Raw genomic sequence first — 17,505 nt, forward strand, 5'->3', positions numbered from 1 at the left:
TAGCGTTAAGCGAAGGTGCGGTGGGGGCTGGCTAACTGGCCAAGCCTCGCACGCGGTCCGCGTCAGGAGGCCAAGATGACCAATCAAAACCAGACATTGTCAAATGAGGCTGGACCGGAGGAGCACTCTTCCGCCGCTTCGATATCGGTTTCACGCCGCACGGTTCTTCAGATGGCGGGAGGCGTCGTGTCACTCGCGTCCGTGTCCCATGCTGAATCGCAGTCGTCCCCGCCAAGCGTGACAACCAGCGGCGTGACAGGGCCGGTTCGGCTCGTCGTGAATGGAACGGCAAGAGAACTTCAGGTCGATTCCCGGCAATCCCTGCTCGACGTTTTGCGTGAAACTCTTGATCTCACCGGCACGAAGAAGGGCTGCAACCAGGGCGCCTGCGGCGCATGCACTATTCTCCTCAACGGCAGACGTATCGTTTCCTGTCTGACGTTGGCGTCCATGCATGACGGAGCCGAAATCGAAACCATCGAAGGGCTCGAAAGGAACGGCGAGCTTCATCCACTGCAACAGGCGTTCGTGGAGCATGAAGGCCTGCAGTGTGGGTTCTGCACTCCTGGCCAGATCATGTCGGGACTAGGCTGCATTGCCGAGGGCCATGCGGCGTCCCTCGAGGATATCCGGTTCTGGATGAGCGGCAATATCTGTCGCTGTGGCGCCTATCCAGGCATCGTCGCTGCGATCGCTGACGCGGCCGAAAGGAGCTGACCCATGCTTCCGTTTGTATTGGAAAAGGCACGTAACACCGAAGCCGCGATAGCCTCCGCAGCCGCCGGCGCGCGCTACATCGCCGGCGGAACGACGCTTGTCGATCTTATGCGCGAGGAGGTCGAACGGCCGGATCAGCTCGTGGATATCAACGCCCTCCCCTTGGGCGATGTTCGAGTGGATGGTGAGGATCTGGTTATTGGCGCGCTCGCCCGGATGTCCGACGTTGCTACCCACCCGGACGTGCAGCGCCTGCAGCCGGTGATCGCGGAGAGCCTGATCGAAGGCGCTTCGCCACAATTGCGGAATATGGCTTCGATGGGCGGCAATCTGCTGCAGCGATGCCGCTGTCCTTATTTCCGGATGCTGGACGCTGCCTGCAACAAGCGGGCTCCCGGCTCCGGTTGTGCCGCGATCGACGGCCTCAATGCGGGCAACGCGATCCTTGGCACCAGCGATCAATGCGTCGCGACACATCCCTCGGATGTCGCGGTCGCGCTCGTCGCACTCGGCGCGACAATGCGGGTCAGGGGTCCGCAAGGCGAGCGCAGTTTCCCCGTCGAAGACCTCTTCCGATTGCCCGGAAACACTCCGCATCTGGAGCATACGCTCCTTCCGGCCGAGTTGATCCTGGAGATCCGCGTCCCCGGCGGACCCCACAGCCGACGCGCACGCTATCTCAAGGTACGCGACCGGGCTTCCTATGAGTTCGCGCTTGTTTCGGCGGCAGTCGCGATCGATGTCGACAACGGGCTGATCCGCTCAGCGCGTATCGCTGTGGGCGGGGTCGGCACCAAGCCCTGGCGTCTGCGAGCCTGCGAGGCGGCCCTTGCCGGCAATGCCGCAGATCGCGCAAGCTTCGAGGCTGCCGCCCATCTGGCGACCGACGGTGCCCGTCCATTAAGCCATAACCACTACAAGGTGGAGCTACTGCCGCGGACCATTGTCCGTGCCCTCGAAATGGCAGGAGAAGTCGCATGACAACCAATCTCATCGGCACAGCCAGAACTAGAGTCGACGGCCCGCAGAAGGTGACGGGCGGCGCCCGATACGCGGCCGACTTCAATCAACCTGGCCAAGCCTACGCCGCCATCGTCAGTTCCACGATCGGCCTCGGTACGGTCACCGATATCGACAGCACTTCCGCCGAGAAGATGCCGGGCGTCATCGCCGTCATCAGCCATCGTAACGCCGAACGGCTGCCTTATCTGCCGCATAGGGCCATCATCGATCCGGCGTCGGGGGACCGCCTTCATGTCCTGCAGGACGACAAGGTGCGCTTCTACGGCCAGCCCGTCGCCGTAGTCGTTGCGGACAGCATCGATCATGCCGAGCGGGCTGCCGCAGAACTGCACATTTCCTATGAAGCCCAGCAGCCGCTCACGGACCCGACGGATCGGAGGGTTGAGCGCATCATTCCGGAAGCGGGTAGCGTCGACAGATCACGAGGGGATGCCAATAAGGCAGTGGCCGAGGCGCCTGTCGTCATTGACGAGACCTACAATATTGCGCGTGAGAACCACAATCCAATGGAGCCGCACGCAACGGTCGCATCCTGGAGCGGCGACCGTGTGACCCTATGGAGCAAGAGCCAATATCTGGTCAATGAGCAAGCCGAAATCGCGGCAGTATTCGGCTTGCCGCTGGAGAATGTCGAAGTCATCTGTCCCTTTATCGGAGGCGCCTTCGGAACCAGCCTCAGGACGTGGCCGCACGTTACGCTGGCAGCACTGGCGGCGCGCCAGATCCGACGGCCGGTCAAGCTCGTGCTCACCCGCAAGCAGATGTTCTTCACAACCGGTCACAGGCCACGCACCTTTCAGAGGGTTGCGCTCGGTGCTACGTCAGAGGGCAGGCTTACCGCTGTGATCCATGAAGGTACGGGAGAAACGAGCCGCTATGAGCAATTTACGGAGGCGCTAACCTCGGTCACCGACTACTTGTATTCCTGCCCCAACGTCCAGACCGGCTACCGCTTGGCGCAGCTCGACACGAGCACGCCAAATCATATGCGCGGTCCCGGCGAGGCGAGCGGCATCTTTGCGCTCGAAAGCGCTATCGACGAATTGTCCTACAAACTCGGTATCGACCCCATCGAGCTGAGGCGTCGTAATGAACCTGATATCGATGAAGGCGAAAACAAGCCGTTCTCCAGCAGGTCGCTCATCCAATGTTACGACCTCGGCGCCGAGCGTTTTGGCTGGAAGCGACGAACCGCCCAACCGCGCTCCATGCGCGACGGGCGTCTTCTTATCGGCATGGGAACGGCCAGCGCGACCTATCCGGCCTTCCATGCACCGGCAAACGCGAGAGTGCGATTGCTTGCAGACGGAACGGCCGAGGTAGAGGCAGCCGCCAGCGACATGGGTCCAGGAACCTATACTTCCATGAGCCAGGTGGCGGCGGAATTCCTCGGCCTCCCGTTGGAGCGAATCCGTTTCAAGCTTGGAAGGTCGGACTATCCGCAAACACCCTCGCACGGTGGCTCCTGGACGATGGCGTCAGTCGGGTCGGCAATCCGTGCTGCCTGTCTCGAGGTGCAGGCAGAAGCGACTCGGCTTGCAACCACAAGCGCCAACTTGCCGGTTTCGGGAACGTCGATAGAAGATTTTGAATGGCGCGAAGGCACGCTTCGGCGCCGCGGCGAAGCGTCATTGGGCATTTCTTATCAGGACATTGTTGTCGCCAACCGCGGTCCGATCGAAGCCAGTGGATCCGCGCAGCGCGATCCGAGCGTGGCGGAGCGATATTCGATGCACTCCTTCGGAGCTGTATTTGCGGAGGTCGCCATCGATCCGGATGTGGGCACGATCACCGTCCGCCGCATCGTCGGTGCCTATGGGATCGGTCGCGTCGTCAATCCTCTTCTCGCCCGCAGTCAGTGCACCGGCGGCATGATTGGCGGCATGGGGATGGCGCTTATGGAGCAGACGGCACTCGATCCGCGCGATGGCCGCCCGGTCAACGCTCACATGGCCGACTATCTGATGCCGGTAAACCTCGACATCCCGACGTTGGAGGCACACTTCGTGGAGGAAGTCGACCCTCACGTTAACCCGCTCGGCGTGAAGGGCCTTGGCGAGATAGCACTCGTCGGCACCGCTCCAGCGATCGCAAACGCAATCTTCCATGCGACAGGCAAACGCGTGCGAACCCTGCCGATCCGGATCGAAGATATGCTGACCGCATAGCCATCAAATGGTCTTCCGGATCGGATGCAGGCAATGGAATTGCCTCGGTCTGGAAGACAATATCCTGGCCTCGCGCAGACGAGGAGAGCCTGGCCTAGAGGGCCAACCGATGCCCACTCGGCCACACCTGGCCGAGACTACGCCGACATCCTTGCCCTGACACCATCCGCCAGTTCCTGCATCCGATCGATCGGGATGCGGCCGATCAACATGAAGGCGTGCGTTGCGTTCGACCAGTAGACGACGTTCATGCCATTTCGGCCTTCGACGTCAGGCTCCTTCATGCCGACATCCGAGCGAACGATGCAGAGCGCCAGCGGTCCGGTCTCGGGATCGAGATAGGCAATCTGCGCGAGCGGCTTTTCGTCATACTGCAGCATCTGTGCGCGCTTGAACTCGATGCCCGGCAGCGACACGGCTTCAGGGGACAACGAGAGGCCAAGCTTGTCGTCGAGGCGCGCGAGTTGGGCGACCTGTGCTTCGGCGGATGGCGACGGTCCGGCCAGGGTGTCTGGCGTATAGAGAGCGATGTATTCGGCGACCACGGCCCGCCATTCATTGCTTTCGTCGGGTGCGTGAACGCGGTTGCGAATGCCGATGACGGCCCGGTCGGCCACAACACCGGCGACCAGGCAGGCGGCAAGCGCAGCCAGGAAGCCGCGGCGATTGGAGCGCGCCCGAACCGGCCTTGCCTCGGCCGGCAGAATGCCCAGCATCGCATCGAGCCTCGCCTTCGGTGCCGCGGACAGCAATGGTTCGAAGGCCTGCTGGAATGACAGGCTGCTCTGCGACAGGAACGCCAGCCTTGCGGCCGCATGCTCGTCAGAGCCCAGAACCGCCTCGATGCGCGATACCTCGGCATTCGACAACTCACCGTCGATATAGGCCGTCAATTCCTCATCGGAGGGGATTTTGTTCTTGTCGCTCATGTGTCCCCTCCCCCCGATACGCTGGCTGCGATCTTGGCGCGCGCGGCAGCAAGGCGGCTCATCACCGTTCCGATCGGGATGTCCAATACGTCTGCTACTTCCTTGTAGGAAAGACCTTCTACGTAAGCGAGGAACACGGCTGCCCGCTGCGCGTCCGGCAGCGTATTGACCAGTCGCAGAACCTGGTTCGCCATGACATGTGTTTCCGTTTCGCGGGCACCATCGACGACCAAGGCCTCGTCGGCATCAACGAAGCCCCGACCAAGGCGCACTCGTTGCGACCGGATCTCATTCAGCCAGATGGAATGCAGGATGGAAAACAACCATCGATCCAGCCGGGTTCCCGTTTCGAACTGCCCGACACGCTCAAGCGCGCGGACACAGGTCTGCTGCACGAGATCGTCGGCAACGTCGCGGCGATGCGAAAGCACAAGGCCATAGCGCCACAGCCGCAGCAGATTGTCCGCCAGGCCGCTTCTGATATCGGCTTCGCTTGCGATGTGAGCCTCCGCCACAAGTTTTCCTTCCAAAGCCGCCGGTTGTACCGGCGGCTTTGGCGTTGCAGGACTATAGGCAGGAAATGTGGTGTACGCGAACGGCATTTGGAGGGTTCCTGTCAACCGTGATTGCGCGCTCCTGTCCAGTCGCCGGAAATCACATCTTAGAGGGCTTCATGATTGCTTCGTGGAGGTCCTCGTATTCCTCGCACTCGGTGCTGCCGCAAAGCGTCTTGATCACTTCGAGCTGTTCTTTGGCGAGATCGAGGCGACCCTTAACCACGTAGGCTTCGCCGAGATATTCGCGAACCTGCGCATATTTCGGATCGATCTCGACGGATTTCAGGTAGTAGGAAATACCTTCGTCCGTGCGGCCGAGCTTGCGGGTGGCGTAGCCGCGGTAGTTCAGGGCTTCAGCCGTGTTCGGGTCCTTCAGCGTATCGAGCATGGCAATCGCTTCTTCGTAGCGGCCAGCCTTTGCCAGCGAATAGGCATAGTCCGTGCGGTTTTCCTCCGTCACGTTGGCGCTGCTCTGCTTGACGCATCTCCTTGTTTTCTTGTCATACAGCTGGCCCTTCTTGCAGGTCGGCATGGTGCCGCTGCTGCCGCCCGTGCCACTGGCACCGCTGCCGCCACCAGCGCCGCTGCCACCGCCACCCACTGCAAAAGCGGGAGCCGAAAGCGCGAAAGCGGCAATGCAGCCGCCGACCAGGATGGAAGCAATACGAACAGTCGCGATCGTCATGGGATATCTCCTAAGAAAATGACGTTGGCGGCGAGTGAACACTGTTGAATGGCAGTTTATTCGATTGCTTGTTCTTCTTTTTTGGAGCGCTGCGCTGCACCGCCGGCGAATAAATGCGAAGCTGAGGTGTTAGCCGTTCGCGCCGGCCAAAAGGAGCATTCCGTGAGTGATACCGTAAAACTGTTGAGTCTTGCCGTCGCGACACCAGAGCATGTCATCACCCAGAAGGAAGCAGCGGAGACGTCCGCCCGGCTGTTTTCGTCCCGATTCAAGGATTTCTCTCACCTTGCCAGCGTCTTCGAAAATTCCGGCATCAAGAAGCGCTATGCCGCGCGTCCACTGGAGTGGTTCATCGAACCGCACGGCTGGCAGGACCGGATGGAAGCATATGGCGAGGTGGCACGCAGCCTGTTCTTCGAAACCGCCACCAACGCGCTGAAACAGGCGGGACTGCAGGGGCGTGACGTCGACTGCATCGTCACCGTCTCATCCACTGGGATCGCGACACCGAGCCTTGATGCACAGCTCGCGCAAAAAATGGGCTTTCGCTCGGATATCGAACGTGTTCCCGTTTTCGGGCTCGGCTGCGCTGCGGGCGTTTCGGGCTTCGCCATTGCCTCGCGGTTTGCCCGCGACCGGCCGGGCAAGACCGTGCTTTTCGTGACCATCGAACTTTGCACGCTCGCGTTCCGGCTCGACGAACTGACACGCGCCAACATTATCGCCACGGCTCTTTTCGGCGATGGCGCGGCGGCCTGCGTTCTCCGGGCGGGGCCGCATGGCAAGGCTGAGGTCGAGTCGACGGGCGAGCACCTTTTCCCCGATACGCTGGGCATCATGGGCTGGAAGATCGACGATACCGGCTTTGGCGTGGTTCTCGCCCAGTCGCTGCCGCCCTTTGCCGAGGCTGAACTCGGCCCCGCCGTCGACGGAATACTGGCGCGTAACGGCCTGTCCCGGTGCGATATCGATCGCTTCATCTGTCACCCCGGCGGCGCGCGAGTCTTGACAGCTTTGGAAAGCGCTCTGTCACTCGAAGCAGGAAAACTGGATCATGAGCGCGCCGTGCTCGCCGAATATGGCAACATGTCCTCGCCGACGATCCTTTTCGTACTGGAACGCGTCTTGAAGGCCGGATTGCCGCCACGTAGCGCCATGGTCGCAATGGGGCCAGGCTTTGCGGCGAGCTGCGTAACGTTGAAGAGGGTCGCGTAATGTGGCCCTCTGTTGCCCTCCTCGCCTTCGTGACGGCCCAGCGCCTCGCGGAACTCGTTCTCGCCCGCCGCAATACGCGGGCGCTTTTGGACAGCGGCGCGAAGGAGGTCGCGCCGGAGCACTATCGCTACATGGTGGCGCTGCACAGCTGCTGGATTGCCGGATTGTGGCTGCTGGCAATTGGTCGCCCGATCGACCCAGTGTGGTTGGCCGTTTTCGTGGTTTTGCAGGCAGGTCGTCTCTGGGTCATCGGCACGCTCAAGGGGCGGTGGACGACACGCATCATCGTGCTGCCCGGCGCTCCCCTCGTCAGCGGTGGACCGTACCGGTTCATGACGCATCCGAACTATGCGGTCGTCGCCGGCGAGATCGCCGTCCTTCCCCTCGCCTTTGGGATGCCCGTCTACGCCGCGATATTTTCGGCGCTGAACGCGGCGGTACTCTACGTCCGCATCAAAGCGGAAAATGAGGCGTTGAGAACCGCAATGTTTTTGAAATGAAACGCAATTTTTCGTTTGCGTGCGACTTGCCGGAGCGGCATTTTCATTGCCTGAAATAGGTGGAATGCACGGAAATGACAAAGAACGCAATTGTGCTTGGCGCCGGGATCGTCGGCGTATCGACAGCCATCCATCTGCAGCGCCGGGGACGGCAGGTGACATTGATCGATCGCAAGGCGCCAGGCAAGGAAACGTCCTTTGGTAATGCCGGACTCATTCAACGCGAGGGTGTCGTTCCCTACGGCTTTCCACAACAGCTCGGCGTTCTGGTCCGCTACGCTTTCAACAACCGGATCGATGCCCACTATCATCTCAAGGCGCTGCCCGGCCAACTTGCCTTCCTCGCCCGCTATTGGTGGAATTCCAACGCCAAACGCCACGAAATGATTTCCCGCGCCTATGCGCCGCTGATCCAGCACTCGATATCGGAGCACAATGATCTGATCGAGGCGTCCAATGCGCAGCACCTGATCCGCAAGAATGGCTGGATGGAGATCTTCCGCACGGCCGGCAAGCGTGATGCAGAATTTGCCGAGGCCGAACGGCTGCGGGCGGAATTCGGGATCAGCTATGAGCAGCTGGATGCTGCTGGCGTTGCGCGATTGGAGCCCCACATCAACGGAGATTTCGTCGGCGGCCTACGCTGGCGCGATCCTTGGTCGGTTCTCGATCCGCACGGGCTGACGATGGCCTATCGCGCTTATTTCGAAAGCCTGGGCGGTAGATACCTGACCGGTGATGCCAACTCTCTCGGCCGCTCTGGGGCAAATTGGAGGGTGGTAACCAGCGAAGGCTCGCTGGACGCGGAGGATGCGGTCCTGGCGCTCGGCCCCTGGGCCGCGGTAGCAACCCGACGGCTCGGCTATGCCTTTCCGCTCGGCGTCAAGCGCGGCTACCACATGCACTATGCCGCGGCAAAGGATGCGACCCTCAACAACTGGACGCTCGATGCTGAGCGCGGTTATTTCCTTGCACCGATGAACCGCGGCATACGACTGACGACGGGCGCTGAATTCGCCGCCATGGATGCGCCAAAGACGCCCGTGCAGCTCGATCGAGCCGAGAAGGTGGCGCGCACGGTCTTTCCGCTCGGCGAAAGGCTTGATCCGGAGCCCTGGATGGGCGCTCGCCCGTGCACCCCTGATATGATGCCTATCATTGGAAAAGCGCCGCGGCATGATGGGCTCTGGTTCGCCTTCGGCCACGCCCACCACGGCTTGACGCTGGGGCCGGTTACAGGCCGTGCTCTGGCTGAGGTCATGACCGGCGAGAGGCCATTCGTCGATCTTTCCGCCTATTCGCCGCAGCGTTTCAATCCGTGAACTCTCCCCTAGGCGATACCGAGTCCCGACAAATCCCGGAGTGCCGCCCTTGCAATCCCGTCGATGCTGTCATCGATATCGACCGTCACCACGCCGGGCTCGCCGGTCGGCACTTCCAGTGTCGCGAGTTGGCTTTCAAGTAATGATGGGGGCATGAAGTGGCCCTTCCGCTCACCCATCCGCTTCGTCAGCAGCTCTTTCGAACCTGACAGATAAACGAAGAACAGGTTGCCGTTCACGGCGTTGCGCAGCCGGTCGCGATAGGTGCGTTTCAACGCCGAACAGGAAACGATGACGCCCTGCCCGCGATCGAGCGCCTGTTTCATAGTTTGACCGATGAGGTCGAGCCACGGAATACGATCGTCATCGGTCAGCGGAATGCCCTTCGACATCTTCTCGACATTCGACGCAGGATGAAGCTGGTCACCCTCGACAAATTGCATGCCGAGGGCGTCCGAAATCTTCAGGCCGATTGAGGATTTGCCACAACCACTGACCCCCATGACGATGATGGCATGAGGGGTCTTGTTGGTCTCTGGCATCGTTTATCTCTCTTATCGTTCCGGCACTCCCGGAACGGGGAGAACCATATTCCTATGACGCGGCGAGTGCCGCACTCTTGCGCGCAAGGCGAGCCTTAATGGTGTCGACATCGGCGCGCGGTGTCGCAGCAAACAAGGTCTTCGTATAGCTGTGCTGCGGATCGTTGAAAACCTGATCCCGCGCGCCATACTCCACAGCCTCACCGAAATACATCACCATGACGTCGTCGGCCATGTAGCGAACGACCGAGAGATCGTGGCTGATGAAGACATAGGTGAGGTTCAGCTCGTCCTGCAAATCCGCGAGCAGATTGAGAACCTGAGCCTGGACCGAAAGGTCGAGTGCAGACACCGGCTCATCGAGAACCAGGAGCCGCGGCTTCAGCATCAAAGCGCGGGCGATCGCGATACGCTGGCGCTGGCCGCCGGAGAACATGTGCGGATAGCGATTGAAATGGATCTCCTGCAGGCCGACCTTCTTGAGCATCGCCATCGCCAATTCGCGCCGCTCGGGGGCGGGCGTATCGGTGTTGATGATCAGGGGCTCCATCAGGATGTCGCCGATCTTCTTGCGCGGGTTCAGCGAGCCGTAGGGGTTCTGGAAGACAATCTGCACCTTACGGCGAATTTCCGGTGTCAGATCGCCTGCAGCGATATCGACCTTCTTGCCGTCGATGAAGAGATCGCCACCGCTCGCCGGATCGATCATCGTGACGATGCGGGCGAGCGTCGACTTGCCGCAACCGCTTTCGCCGACGATCGCCAGTGTCTTGCCCTGCTCCACCTTGAAGCTCACACCCTTGACGGCATGTACGGTTCTCTCCTTCTTGAAGAGACCGCCCGGCAGATAATAGTTGCGGACAATGTTCTTTGCTTCGAGGACTGGCGTCATTGGGCCGCTCCCTTGAAAATCTCGCCGATGGTCGGCAGTCGGTCACCGGTGGCGTTTTCCGGCAGGGCGGCGAGCAGTGCTCTCGTGTAGTCGCTCTTCGGAGACTCGAAGAGCGACAGGACGTCGGCCTCTTCCATCTTGCGTCCTTTGTACTGCACGATCACGCGATCGGCCGTCTCGGCGACCACGCCCATGTTGTGGGTGATCATGATGAGACCCATGCGGTGCTCCGTCTGCAGCCGCATCAGCAGATCGAGGATCTGCTTCTGGATGGTGACGTCGAGTGCGGTAGTCGGCTCGTCGGCAATCAAGAGCTTCGGATTGCAGGCGATCGCGATGGCGATCATGACGCGCTGGCACTGGCCGCCCGACATCTGGTGCGGGAAGTGGCCGAGCCGTTCGGCCGGGTTGGGAATGCCAACAGCCTCGAACAGCTCAATCGCGCGCTTCCGCCGCGCAGCCTTATCAAGCCCGAGATGGATCCGCAGGACCTCCTCGATCTGGAAGCCTACGGTGAAGCACGGATTGAGGCTGGCGATCGGCTCCTGGAAGATCATCGACATATCCTTGCCGATGATCTTGCGTCGTTCGCTTGCCGACATGCCAAGCAGATTGCGGCCGTCAAAGACCATCTTGTCTGCCGTCACCTTTGCGGTCCACGGCAGGAGGCCCATCGCAGCCAGCATGGAGACCGACTTACCGGATCCCGACTCGCCAACGATTGCCAGGACTTCGCCCGCATCAACCTTCAGCGATACGCCATCGACGGCACGAAACGGACCCGTGGAGGTCTGGAACTCGACGACGAGATTTTCGATTTCAAGAAGTGCCATCTCAGGACCTCTTCAGTTTGGGGTCGAGCGCATCGCGCAGTCCGTCGCCCATCAGATTGATAGCGAGAACGGTGATCAGAATGCAAAGACCCGGGAAAGTGACGAGCCACGGAGAGCTCTGGAAGAATTCGCGCGCATCGGCGAGCATCGTGCCCCACTCCGATGTCGGAGGCTGGGCGCCCATGCCAAGGAAGCCGAGGGCGGCGGCATCGAGGATCGCAGCGGAGAATGCGAGTGTCGCCTGAACGATCAGCGGCGCCAGGCAGTTCGGCAGGATCGTCTTGAACATGAGACGGAAAGTGCCTGCGCCGGCCACGCGCGATGCGACAACATATTCCTTCTCGCGCTCGCTGATCACGGCGGCGCGCGTCAAGCGCACGAAATGCGGCTGGTTGACGATCGAGATGGCGATCATGGCGTTCAGCAGGCCCGGTCCGAGAACGGCGACCAGCACCAGAGCGAGCAGCAGCGACGGGAAAGCCAGGATAATATCCATGACGCGCATGATGAAAGTATCGGTGCGGCCGCGGAAATACCCGGCGACAAGACCGAGCAGCACGCCGGCGACAGCCGAAAGCGACGCGACGACAAGGCCGATGAACAGAGAGAAGCGCGTTCCATAAATCAGGCGCGACAGCATATCGCGACCGACGGCATCGGTTCCAAGCAGGAACATCGGGTTGCCTTTTTCCGCCCAAACCGGCGGGACGCGCTGCATGCCGTCGAAAGGAACGTTCGGATCATGCGGTGCAATCAACGGCGCGAAGATCGCCATCACCAGCACCAACAGAAAGACGCCGAGGCCGATGACGGCGCCCTTGTTGCGGGAGAAGTAATACCAGAACTCAGAGAGCCCTGACGGCTGGGTCGACTTGGTGGTTATCGCACTCATAAGCCGCTCCTAGTGACGAATACGTGGATTGATGAGACCGTACATGAGGTCAACGATCAGGTTGACGATCATGATGATGCCGGCAATGAGCAACAGGCCGCCTTGCACAACGGTGTAGTCACGCTTGAAGACGGCATCGACCATCCATTTGCCGATGCCCGGCCAGGAAAAGATCGTTTCCGTCAGGATCGCGCCGCCGAGCAGCACGCCGACCTGCAGACCGATCGACGTCACGACCGGGATCATCGCGTTGCGAAGCGCGTGCAAGCCGACGACGCGCAAGGGCGCTAGGCCCTTCGAGCGAGCGGTTCGTACATAGTCTTCACCGAGCACTTCCAGCATGGCCGAGCGCGTCTGGCGCGCGATGACCGCAAGCGGAATGGTGCCGAGGACGATTGTCGGCAGGATGAGCGAGACGAACGCCGACTTGAATGCACCGGCCTGGCCGGAGAGCAGACTGTCGATCAGCATGAAGCCGGTCACCGGCTTGAAGAAATACATCAGCGAAATACGACCGGACACGGGCGTCCAGTGCAGCGTGTTCGAGAAGAGAACGATGAGCAGCAGGCCCCACCAGAAGATCGGCATCGAATAGCCGACGAGGGCAACGCCCATCACGCTCTGGTCGAACCAGGTTCCTCGCTTGACCGCGGCAAAGACGCCGGCGGGAATGCCAAGCACGATGGCAAAAATGATCGCGCAAAGCGAAAGCTCGAGCGTCGCCGGGAAGAGCGAGCCGAATTCCTGCAGAACCGGGCGCTTGGTAACGATCGACGAACCGAGATCGCCTTGCACCACGTTGCCGAGGTAATCAAGGTATTGAACGTAGACCGGTCGATCGAGGCCGAGATCATGCATGACCTGGGCATGGCGTTCCGGCGCCATCACGCGCTCGCCCGACATCAGCATGACCGGGTCACCGGGCAGCAGTCGGATGAACGAGAAGGCGATGAGTGAAACGCCGATGAAGGTTGGGATCAGGATCGCAAGGCGTCCGATGAGAAATCGCAACATTGGCAAGTGTCCATAGTGTTCCGGCGGTCAGGTATCAAACCTGACCGCCGGCCAAGCCCGGGATTGCCGGGCATCTTTGCATAATTTTGATTACTCGGCGATATCAACGCCGTCGAAACGGTGAACACCGACCGGATCCTGCACGTAGCCGGAAACCTTGGCGCTCATCGGTACGAATTCCGTGGAGTGATCGATGGTCGCCCACGGAGCTTCCTTCTTGAAGACGACCTGTGCCTGTTCGTAGAGCTTGGTGCGCTCTGCGACGTCGGCGGTCTTCTTGGCCTTCTTCACGAGATCGTCGAATTCCTTGTTGCACCACTGCGCGCGGTTGTTGCCGCCAACGGCTTCGCAGCCGAGCAGAGTGTCAAGGAAGTTGTCCGGGTCGCCGTTGTCGCCGGTCCAGCCGAGGATCGCAGCACCGTCGCGGGCCTTGTCCTTGGAGAGCTTCAGGTATTCAGCCCATTCATGGGTGACGATGTCGACCTTGACGCCGACCTTGGCGAGGTCAGCCTGCATCAGTTCAGCGGCGCGACGTGCGTTCAGCATGTACGGGCGCGAAACCGGCATTGCCCAGATCTTCATCGAGAGATCCTTGACGCCAGCCTTTTCGAGCATCTTCTTTGCTTCGTCCGGGTTGTAGACGTCATCCTTGATGTCGTCGTTATACGACCACATCGTCGGGGGGATCGGGTTCTTGGCAACCTGGCCGGCGCCCTGGAAGACGGCCTGGACGATCGCCTGCTTGTTGATCGCCATGTTCAGCGCCTGACGCACTTCGGCCTTGTCGAACGGGGCCTGGAGCGTGTTGTAGGCGAGGTAGGAAACGTTCAGGCCCGGCTGTTCCAGAACCTTGAGGCTCGAGTCCGTCTGAAGATCCTTGACGTCAGCAGCGTTCGGGTAAGGCATGATGTGGCATTCGCCGGCCTTCAGCTTCTGAGCGCGGACGGAAGCGTCCGGGGTGATCGCGAAAACGAGATCGTCGATCTTTTCCTTGCCCTTGAAGTAGGTTTCGTTGGCCTTGTAGCGGATGACGGCATCCGGCTGGTAGGCAACGAAGGTGAACGGACCGGTGCCGAGCGGCATCTGGTTCATCTGTTCCATCTTGCCGTCAGCCTGCAGCTTGTCGGCATATTCCTTGGACACGACGGACGCGAAGTCCATTGCGAGGTCGGCAAGGAACGGTGCTTCCGGATGGTTCAGCGTGAACTTGACGGTCAGGTCATCGACCTTCTCGACCGACTTGATGAGTTCCGGGAAGCCCATGCCAGCAGCATATTCGTAGGAAACGCCAGCAACGTACTTCGCCCACGGGCTATCAGCCTTCAGCTGGCGCTCGAACGAGAAGACGACGTCGTCAGCGGTCAGATCACGGCTTGGCGTGAAGAATTCCGTCGTCTGGAACTTTACGCCCGGACGCAGCTTGAAGGTGTAGACCGTACCGTCGTCGGAAACCGTCCAGCTTTCGGCCAGGCCCGGCTCGATTTCGGTCTTCCCGTGCTGGAACTCGACGAGACGGCTATAAACCGTACGCGAGGAAGCGTCGAAGGTGGTGCCTGCAGTGTAGATGCCCGGATCGAAGCCTTCCGGCGACCCTTCGGAGCAGTAAACGAGCGTTTTGGACCAGGCTGCGGATGCCATGGCCGAAGCCAGGACCGTCGCGGCCAGCAAGACAGACATCTTTTTCATGATATCATTTCCCAGATTTGTTCTTTTATTTGAGACCCCGGGGGACCCCGGAATGACGGCAGATGGAACGACATTTGTTTGCTGAAATCAACGACCGAAGTGGAAAATTTTTCCACGCGGACAACTTTAGTAATTTTCCGCCAAAAATGGGCCGTATTTAGAAATAATCGGACTGGATAAACTCGATTCTTGTCGCATTTGGTATAATTTCGCGTCGATGGCGACTTTTGCGCACACGCTTCACGCGAATTTACCGACAAAAACTCCCCTAAAACGGAACGGCCGCGGCGCTTGACGCAGCCACGGCCTATCAAAACTTTGTCATCGCTGATCAGGCGGCGGGTGCCGCCACGCGAGGCTTGCGGTGTTCCTGTTCGCCGGTCAGGCCAAGCAGGAAGTTGATCTGCGGTCGTGCCTTGACGAGGTCGTCGATCGAATATTGCGTCAGCACGTCGAAGAAGGCGTTGAGGGCCTTGCGCAAGGCAGAGTTCAAACCGCAGCTATCGACAAGCGGGCACTCGACCATGCCGTCGTCTTCGAAGCATTCTGCCATCGCAAAACTGTCCTCAGTGACGCGAACGACGTCGAACAGGCTGATGTCCTTCGCCGGCTTGCCGAGCCGCACGCCGCCGTTGCGGCCGCGGACGGTTTCAACGAGACCTGCCTTGTTGAGGGGTTGCAGGATCTTGAACAGGAACAGTTCAGAAACGCCGTATGCCCTCGCAATCTCAGGAATCCGGCTCAACTGCCCATCGTTGGCAGCACAATACATCAACATGCGAACCGCATAGTTGGTCTGCTTGGTCAAACGCATGCCGATCTCCAGAATCGTCGTCTACAATCGTCTATATAGGGGCTTTGCTAGTTTTGAACAATTCCAAAATATGAAAACCATATTCACCTTATGTGAGACCGATTGCCGCGACAATTGCTTCTGCAACAGTTCCCAGGTGCCTACGCGCCGACATCCCGAAATGCAAATTGGGGGCCGCAGCCCCCAATTCGATAAGGTTCGTTCCTTTGCCTTACTTCATCGTCGGCATGACGAACTCGGCGCCGTCCTTGATGCCTGAGGGCCAGCGGGCGGTGATCGTCTTGGTCTTGGTCCAGAACTTGATCGAGTCCGAACCGTGCTGATTGAGGTCGCCGAAGCTTGATGCCTTCCAGCCGCCGAAGGAGTGGTAGGCGAGCGGAACCGGGATCGGCACGTTGATGCCGATCATGCCGATGTTGATGCGCGATGCAAAGTCGCGGGCGGCATCGCCGTCGCGGGTATAGATCGCGACGCCATTGCCGTATTCGTGCTTCATCGGCAGATCGAGGGCTTCCTCGTAGTTCTTGGCGCGGACGACGGAAAGGACCGGCCCAAAGATCTCGGTCTTGTAGATGTCCATGTCGGGCGTGACATGATCGAACAGCGTGCCGCCGACGAAGTAGCCGTCCTCGTATCCCTGCAGCTTGAAGCCGCGGCCATCGACGACGAGCTTGGCACCCTGCTCCACACCGCGGTCAATGAGGCCGTTGACCCTGTTATAGGCGTCCCTGGTGACGAGCGGACCCATGTCGGCCTTGTCGTCGGTGTAAGGGCCGATGCGCAGCGACTCGATCTTCGGTGCCAGCTTCTCGACCAAGCGGTTGGCGGTGTCCTCACCGACCGGCACGGCGACGGAGATCGCCATGCAGCGTTCGCCGGCAGAGCCGTAGCCTGCGCCCATCAGAGCGTTGACGGCCTGATCCATGTCGGCATCCGGCATGATGATCATGTGGTTCTTGGCGCCGCCGAAGCACTGGGCGCGCTTGCCGTTCATGGCAGCCGTTCCATAGACGTAACGGGCGATGGGTGTGGAGCCGACGAAGGAAACAGCACCGATATCGGGATCCGTGAGGATCGCGTCGACTGCAGCCTTGTCGCCGTTGACGACGTTGAGGATACCGGCCGGAAGACCAGCTTCGATCATGAGTTCTGCCAGGCGGATCGGAACGGACGGATCGCGCTCGGACGGCTTCAGGATGAAGGCGTTGCCGCAGGCGATTGCCGGCGCAAACATCCACATCGGGATCATGGCCGGGAAGTTGAACGGGGTGATGCCCGCGCCGATGCCGACTGCCTGGCGCATCGAGTACATGTCGATTGCCGGACCCGCGCCCTCGGTAAATTCGCCCTTCTGGAGGTGCGGGATGCCGCAGACGAATTCGCAGACTTCCAGACCGCGGACGATGTCACCCTTCGAATCCTCGACCGTCTTGCCGTGCTCGGTGGACAGGAGGGTGGCGAGTTCATCCATATGCTTGTTCAGCAGCTCGACGAACTTGAAGAAAACGCGTGCACGACGCTGCGGGTTGGTGGCGGCCCACTTCGGCTGAGCGGCCTTGGCGTTCTCGACCGCGGCGCGCATGTCCTCGACGCTCGCGAGCGCTACCGTTGCCTGAACTTCACCGGTGGCCGGATTGTAGACATTGCTGGTGCGGCCGCTGGTGCCGGCGACATGCTTGCCGCCGATGAAATGACCAATCTCACGCATGAGTGCTC

Annotated in this window: 17 protein-coding genes; 6 read left to right on the forward strand and 11 right to left on the reverse strand. The window is 60.4% G+C overall.

Translation table 11 applies throughout. The features are described 5' to 3' along the window. The first annotated feature begins 75 nt into the window (after nucleotides 1-75). The 3 genes from FHT76_RS12105 to FHT76_RS12115 are packed head-to-tail and all read left to right on the forward strand — an operon-like array spanning nucleotide 76 to nucleotide 3,908. On the forward strand, nucleotides 76-717 hold the full coding sequence (locus FHT76_RS12105) for a (2Fe-2S)-binding protein (RefSeq protein WP_210296591.1): 642 nt from the start codon (nucleotides 76-78) through the stop codon (nucleotides 715-717). Between the two features lie 3 nt (nucleotides 718-720). Further along, nucleotides 721-1,698, forward strand: a complete 978-nt coding sequence (locus FHT76_RS12110; protein ID WP_183860112.1) for a xanthine dehydrogenase family protein subunit M — start codon at nucleotides 721-723, stop codon at nucleotides 1,696-1,698. Next, nucleotides 1,695-3,908, forward strand: coding sequence for a xanthine dehydrogenase family protein molybdopterin-binding subunit (locus FHT76_RS12115; protein WP_259126557.1), 2,214 nt, complete (start codon nucleotides 1,695-1,697; stop codon nucleotides 3,906-3,908). Before FHT76_RS12110 ends, FHT76_RS12115 begins: the two co-directional genes overlap by 4 nt. Nucleotides 3,909-4,045: 137 nt before the next feature. Here the strand turns inward: FHT76_RS12115 and FHT76_RS12120 are convergent, their stop codons facing one another. From FHT76_RS12120 to FHT76_RS12130, 3 genes are read right to left on the reverse strand one after another with little or no spacing between them, the layout of a single operon-like run. After that, complete coding sequence (locus FHT76_RS12120; RefSeq protein WP_259126556.1) at nucleotides 4,046-4,837, reverse strand: anti-sigma factor; 792 nt, start codon at nucleotides 4,835-4,837, stop codon at nucleotides 4,046-4,048. Then, nucleotides 4,834-5,439: an RNA polymerase sigma factor gene (locus tag FHT76_RS12125; RefSeq protein ID WP_259126554.1), complete on the reverse strand. Its 606-nt coding sequence runs from the start codon at nucleotides 5,437-5,439 to the stop codon at nucleotides 4,834-4,836. The genes FHT76_RS12120 and FHT76_RS12125 overlap by 4 nt, the downstream gene beginning before the upstream one ends. A 52-nt stretch (nucleotides 5,440-5,491) precedes the next feature. After that, the gene (locus tag FHT76_RS12130) at nucleotides 5,492-6,079 is read right to left on the reverse strand and encodes a tetratricopeptide repeat protein (protein ID WP_259126553.1); all 588 of its coding nucleotides are present in this window, start codon (nucleotides 6,077-6,079) and stop codon (nucleotides 5,492-5,494) included. 162 nt (nucleotides 6,080-6,241) lie between these two features. On the opposite strand from FHT76_RS12130, the gene FHT76_RS12135 reads away from it, so the two are divergent. From FHT76_RS12135 to FHT76_RS12145, 3 genes are all read left to right on the forward strand, one after another. Next, nucleotides 6,242-7,294 (forward strand): type III polyketide synthase, encoded by a 1,053-nt coding sequence (locus tag FHT76_RS12135; RefSeq protein WP_259126552.1) that lies wholly within the window; start codon nucleotides 6,242-6,244, stop codon nucleotides 7,292-7,294. Next, complete coding sequence (locus FHT76_RS12140) at nucleotides 7,294-7,794, forward strand: isoprenylcysteine carboxyl methyltransferase family protein (protein WP_183752551.1); 501 nt, start codon at nucleotides 7,294-7,296, stop codon at nucleotides 7,792-7,794. Before FHT76_RS12135 ends, FHT76_RS12140 begins: the two co-directional genes overlap by 1 nt. Nucleotides 7,795-7,868: 74 nt before the next feature. Next, nucleotides 7,869-9,116, forward strand: a complete 1,248-nt coding sequence (locus tag FHT76_RS12145) for an FAD-binding oxidoreductase (RefSeq protein WP_259126548.1) — start codon at nucleotides 7,869-7,871, stop codon at nucleotides 9,114-9,116. Nucleotides 9,117-9,124: 8 nt separating this feature from the next. Here the strand turns inward: FHT76_RS12145 and FHT76_RS12150 are convergent, their stop codons facing one another. The 8 genes from FHT76_RS12150 to FHT76_RS12185 all read right to left on the reverse strand — a co-directional run bounded on the left by FHT76_RS12150 (nucleotide 9,125) and on the right by FHT76_RS12185 (nucleotide 17,497). Further along, nucleotides 9,125-9,658: a gluconokinase gene (locus FHT76_RS12150; RefSeq protein WP_259126547.1), complete on the reverse strand. Its 534-nt coding sequence runs from the start codon at nucleotides 9,656-9,658 to the stop codon at nucleotides 9,125-9,127. Between the two features lie 52 nt (nucleotides 9,659-9,710). Then, entirely contained in the window at nucleotides 9,711-10,550 is an 840-nt protein-coding gene (locus FHT76_RS12155; RefSeq protein ID WP_259126546.1) for a dipeptide ABC transporter ATP-binding protein, read from the reverse strand. Next, nucleotides 10,547-11,383, reverse strand: coding sequence for an ABC transporter ATP-binding protein (locus FHT76_RS12160; RefSeq protein ID WP_183860128.1), 837 nt, complete (start codon nucleotides 11,381-11,383; stop codon nucleotides 10,547-10,549). Before FHT76_RS12160 ends, FHT76_RS12155 begins: the two co-directional genes overlap by 4 nt. A 1-nt stretch (nucleotide 11,384) precedes the next feature. Continuing rightward, entirely contained in the window at nucleotides 11,385-12,275 is an 891-nt protein-coding gene (locus FHT76_RS12165) for an ABC transporter permease subunit (RefSeq protein ID WP_183860130.1), read from the reverse strand. Between the two features lie 9 nt (nucleotides 12,276-12,284). Continuing rightward, on the reverse strand, nucleotides 12,285-13,289 hold the full coding sequence (locus FHT76_RS12170) for an ABC transporter permease subunit (RefSeq protein ID WP_183752561.1): 1,005 nt from the start codon (nucleotides 13,287-13,289) through the stop codon (nucleotides 12,285-12,287). A gap of 90 nt (nucleotides 13,290-13,379) precedes the next feature. Continuing rightward, the gene (locus FHT76_RS12175) at nucleotides 13,380-14,975 is read right to left on the reverse strand and encodes an ABC transporter substrate-binding protein (protein WP_183860132.1); all 1,596 of its coding nucleotides are present in this window, start codon (nucleotides 14,973-14,975) and stop codon (nucleotides 13,380-13,382) included. A 331-nt stretch (nucleotides 14,976-15,306) separates the two neighbouring features. Continuing rightward, entirely contained in the window at nucleotides 15,307-15,789 is a 483-nt protein-coding gene (gene rirA / locus FHT76_RS12180; RefSeq protein WP_016552831.1) for an iron-responsive transcriptional regulator RirA, read from the reverse strand. A 211-nt stretch (nucleotides 15,790-16,000) separates the two neighbouring features. Continuing rightward, nucleotides 16,001-17,497: a CoA-acylating methylmalonate-semialdehyde dehydrogenase gene (locus FHT76_RS12185; protein WP_183860134.1), complete on the reverse strand. Its 1,497-nt coding sequence runs from the start codon at nucleotides 17,495-17,497 to the stop codon at nucleotides 16,001-16,003. Nucleotides 17,498-17,505 lie beyond the last annotated feature (8 nt).

This window comes from Rhizobium sp. BK176 (genome assembly GCF_024808055.1).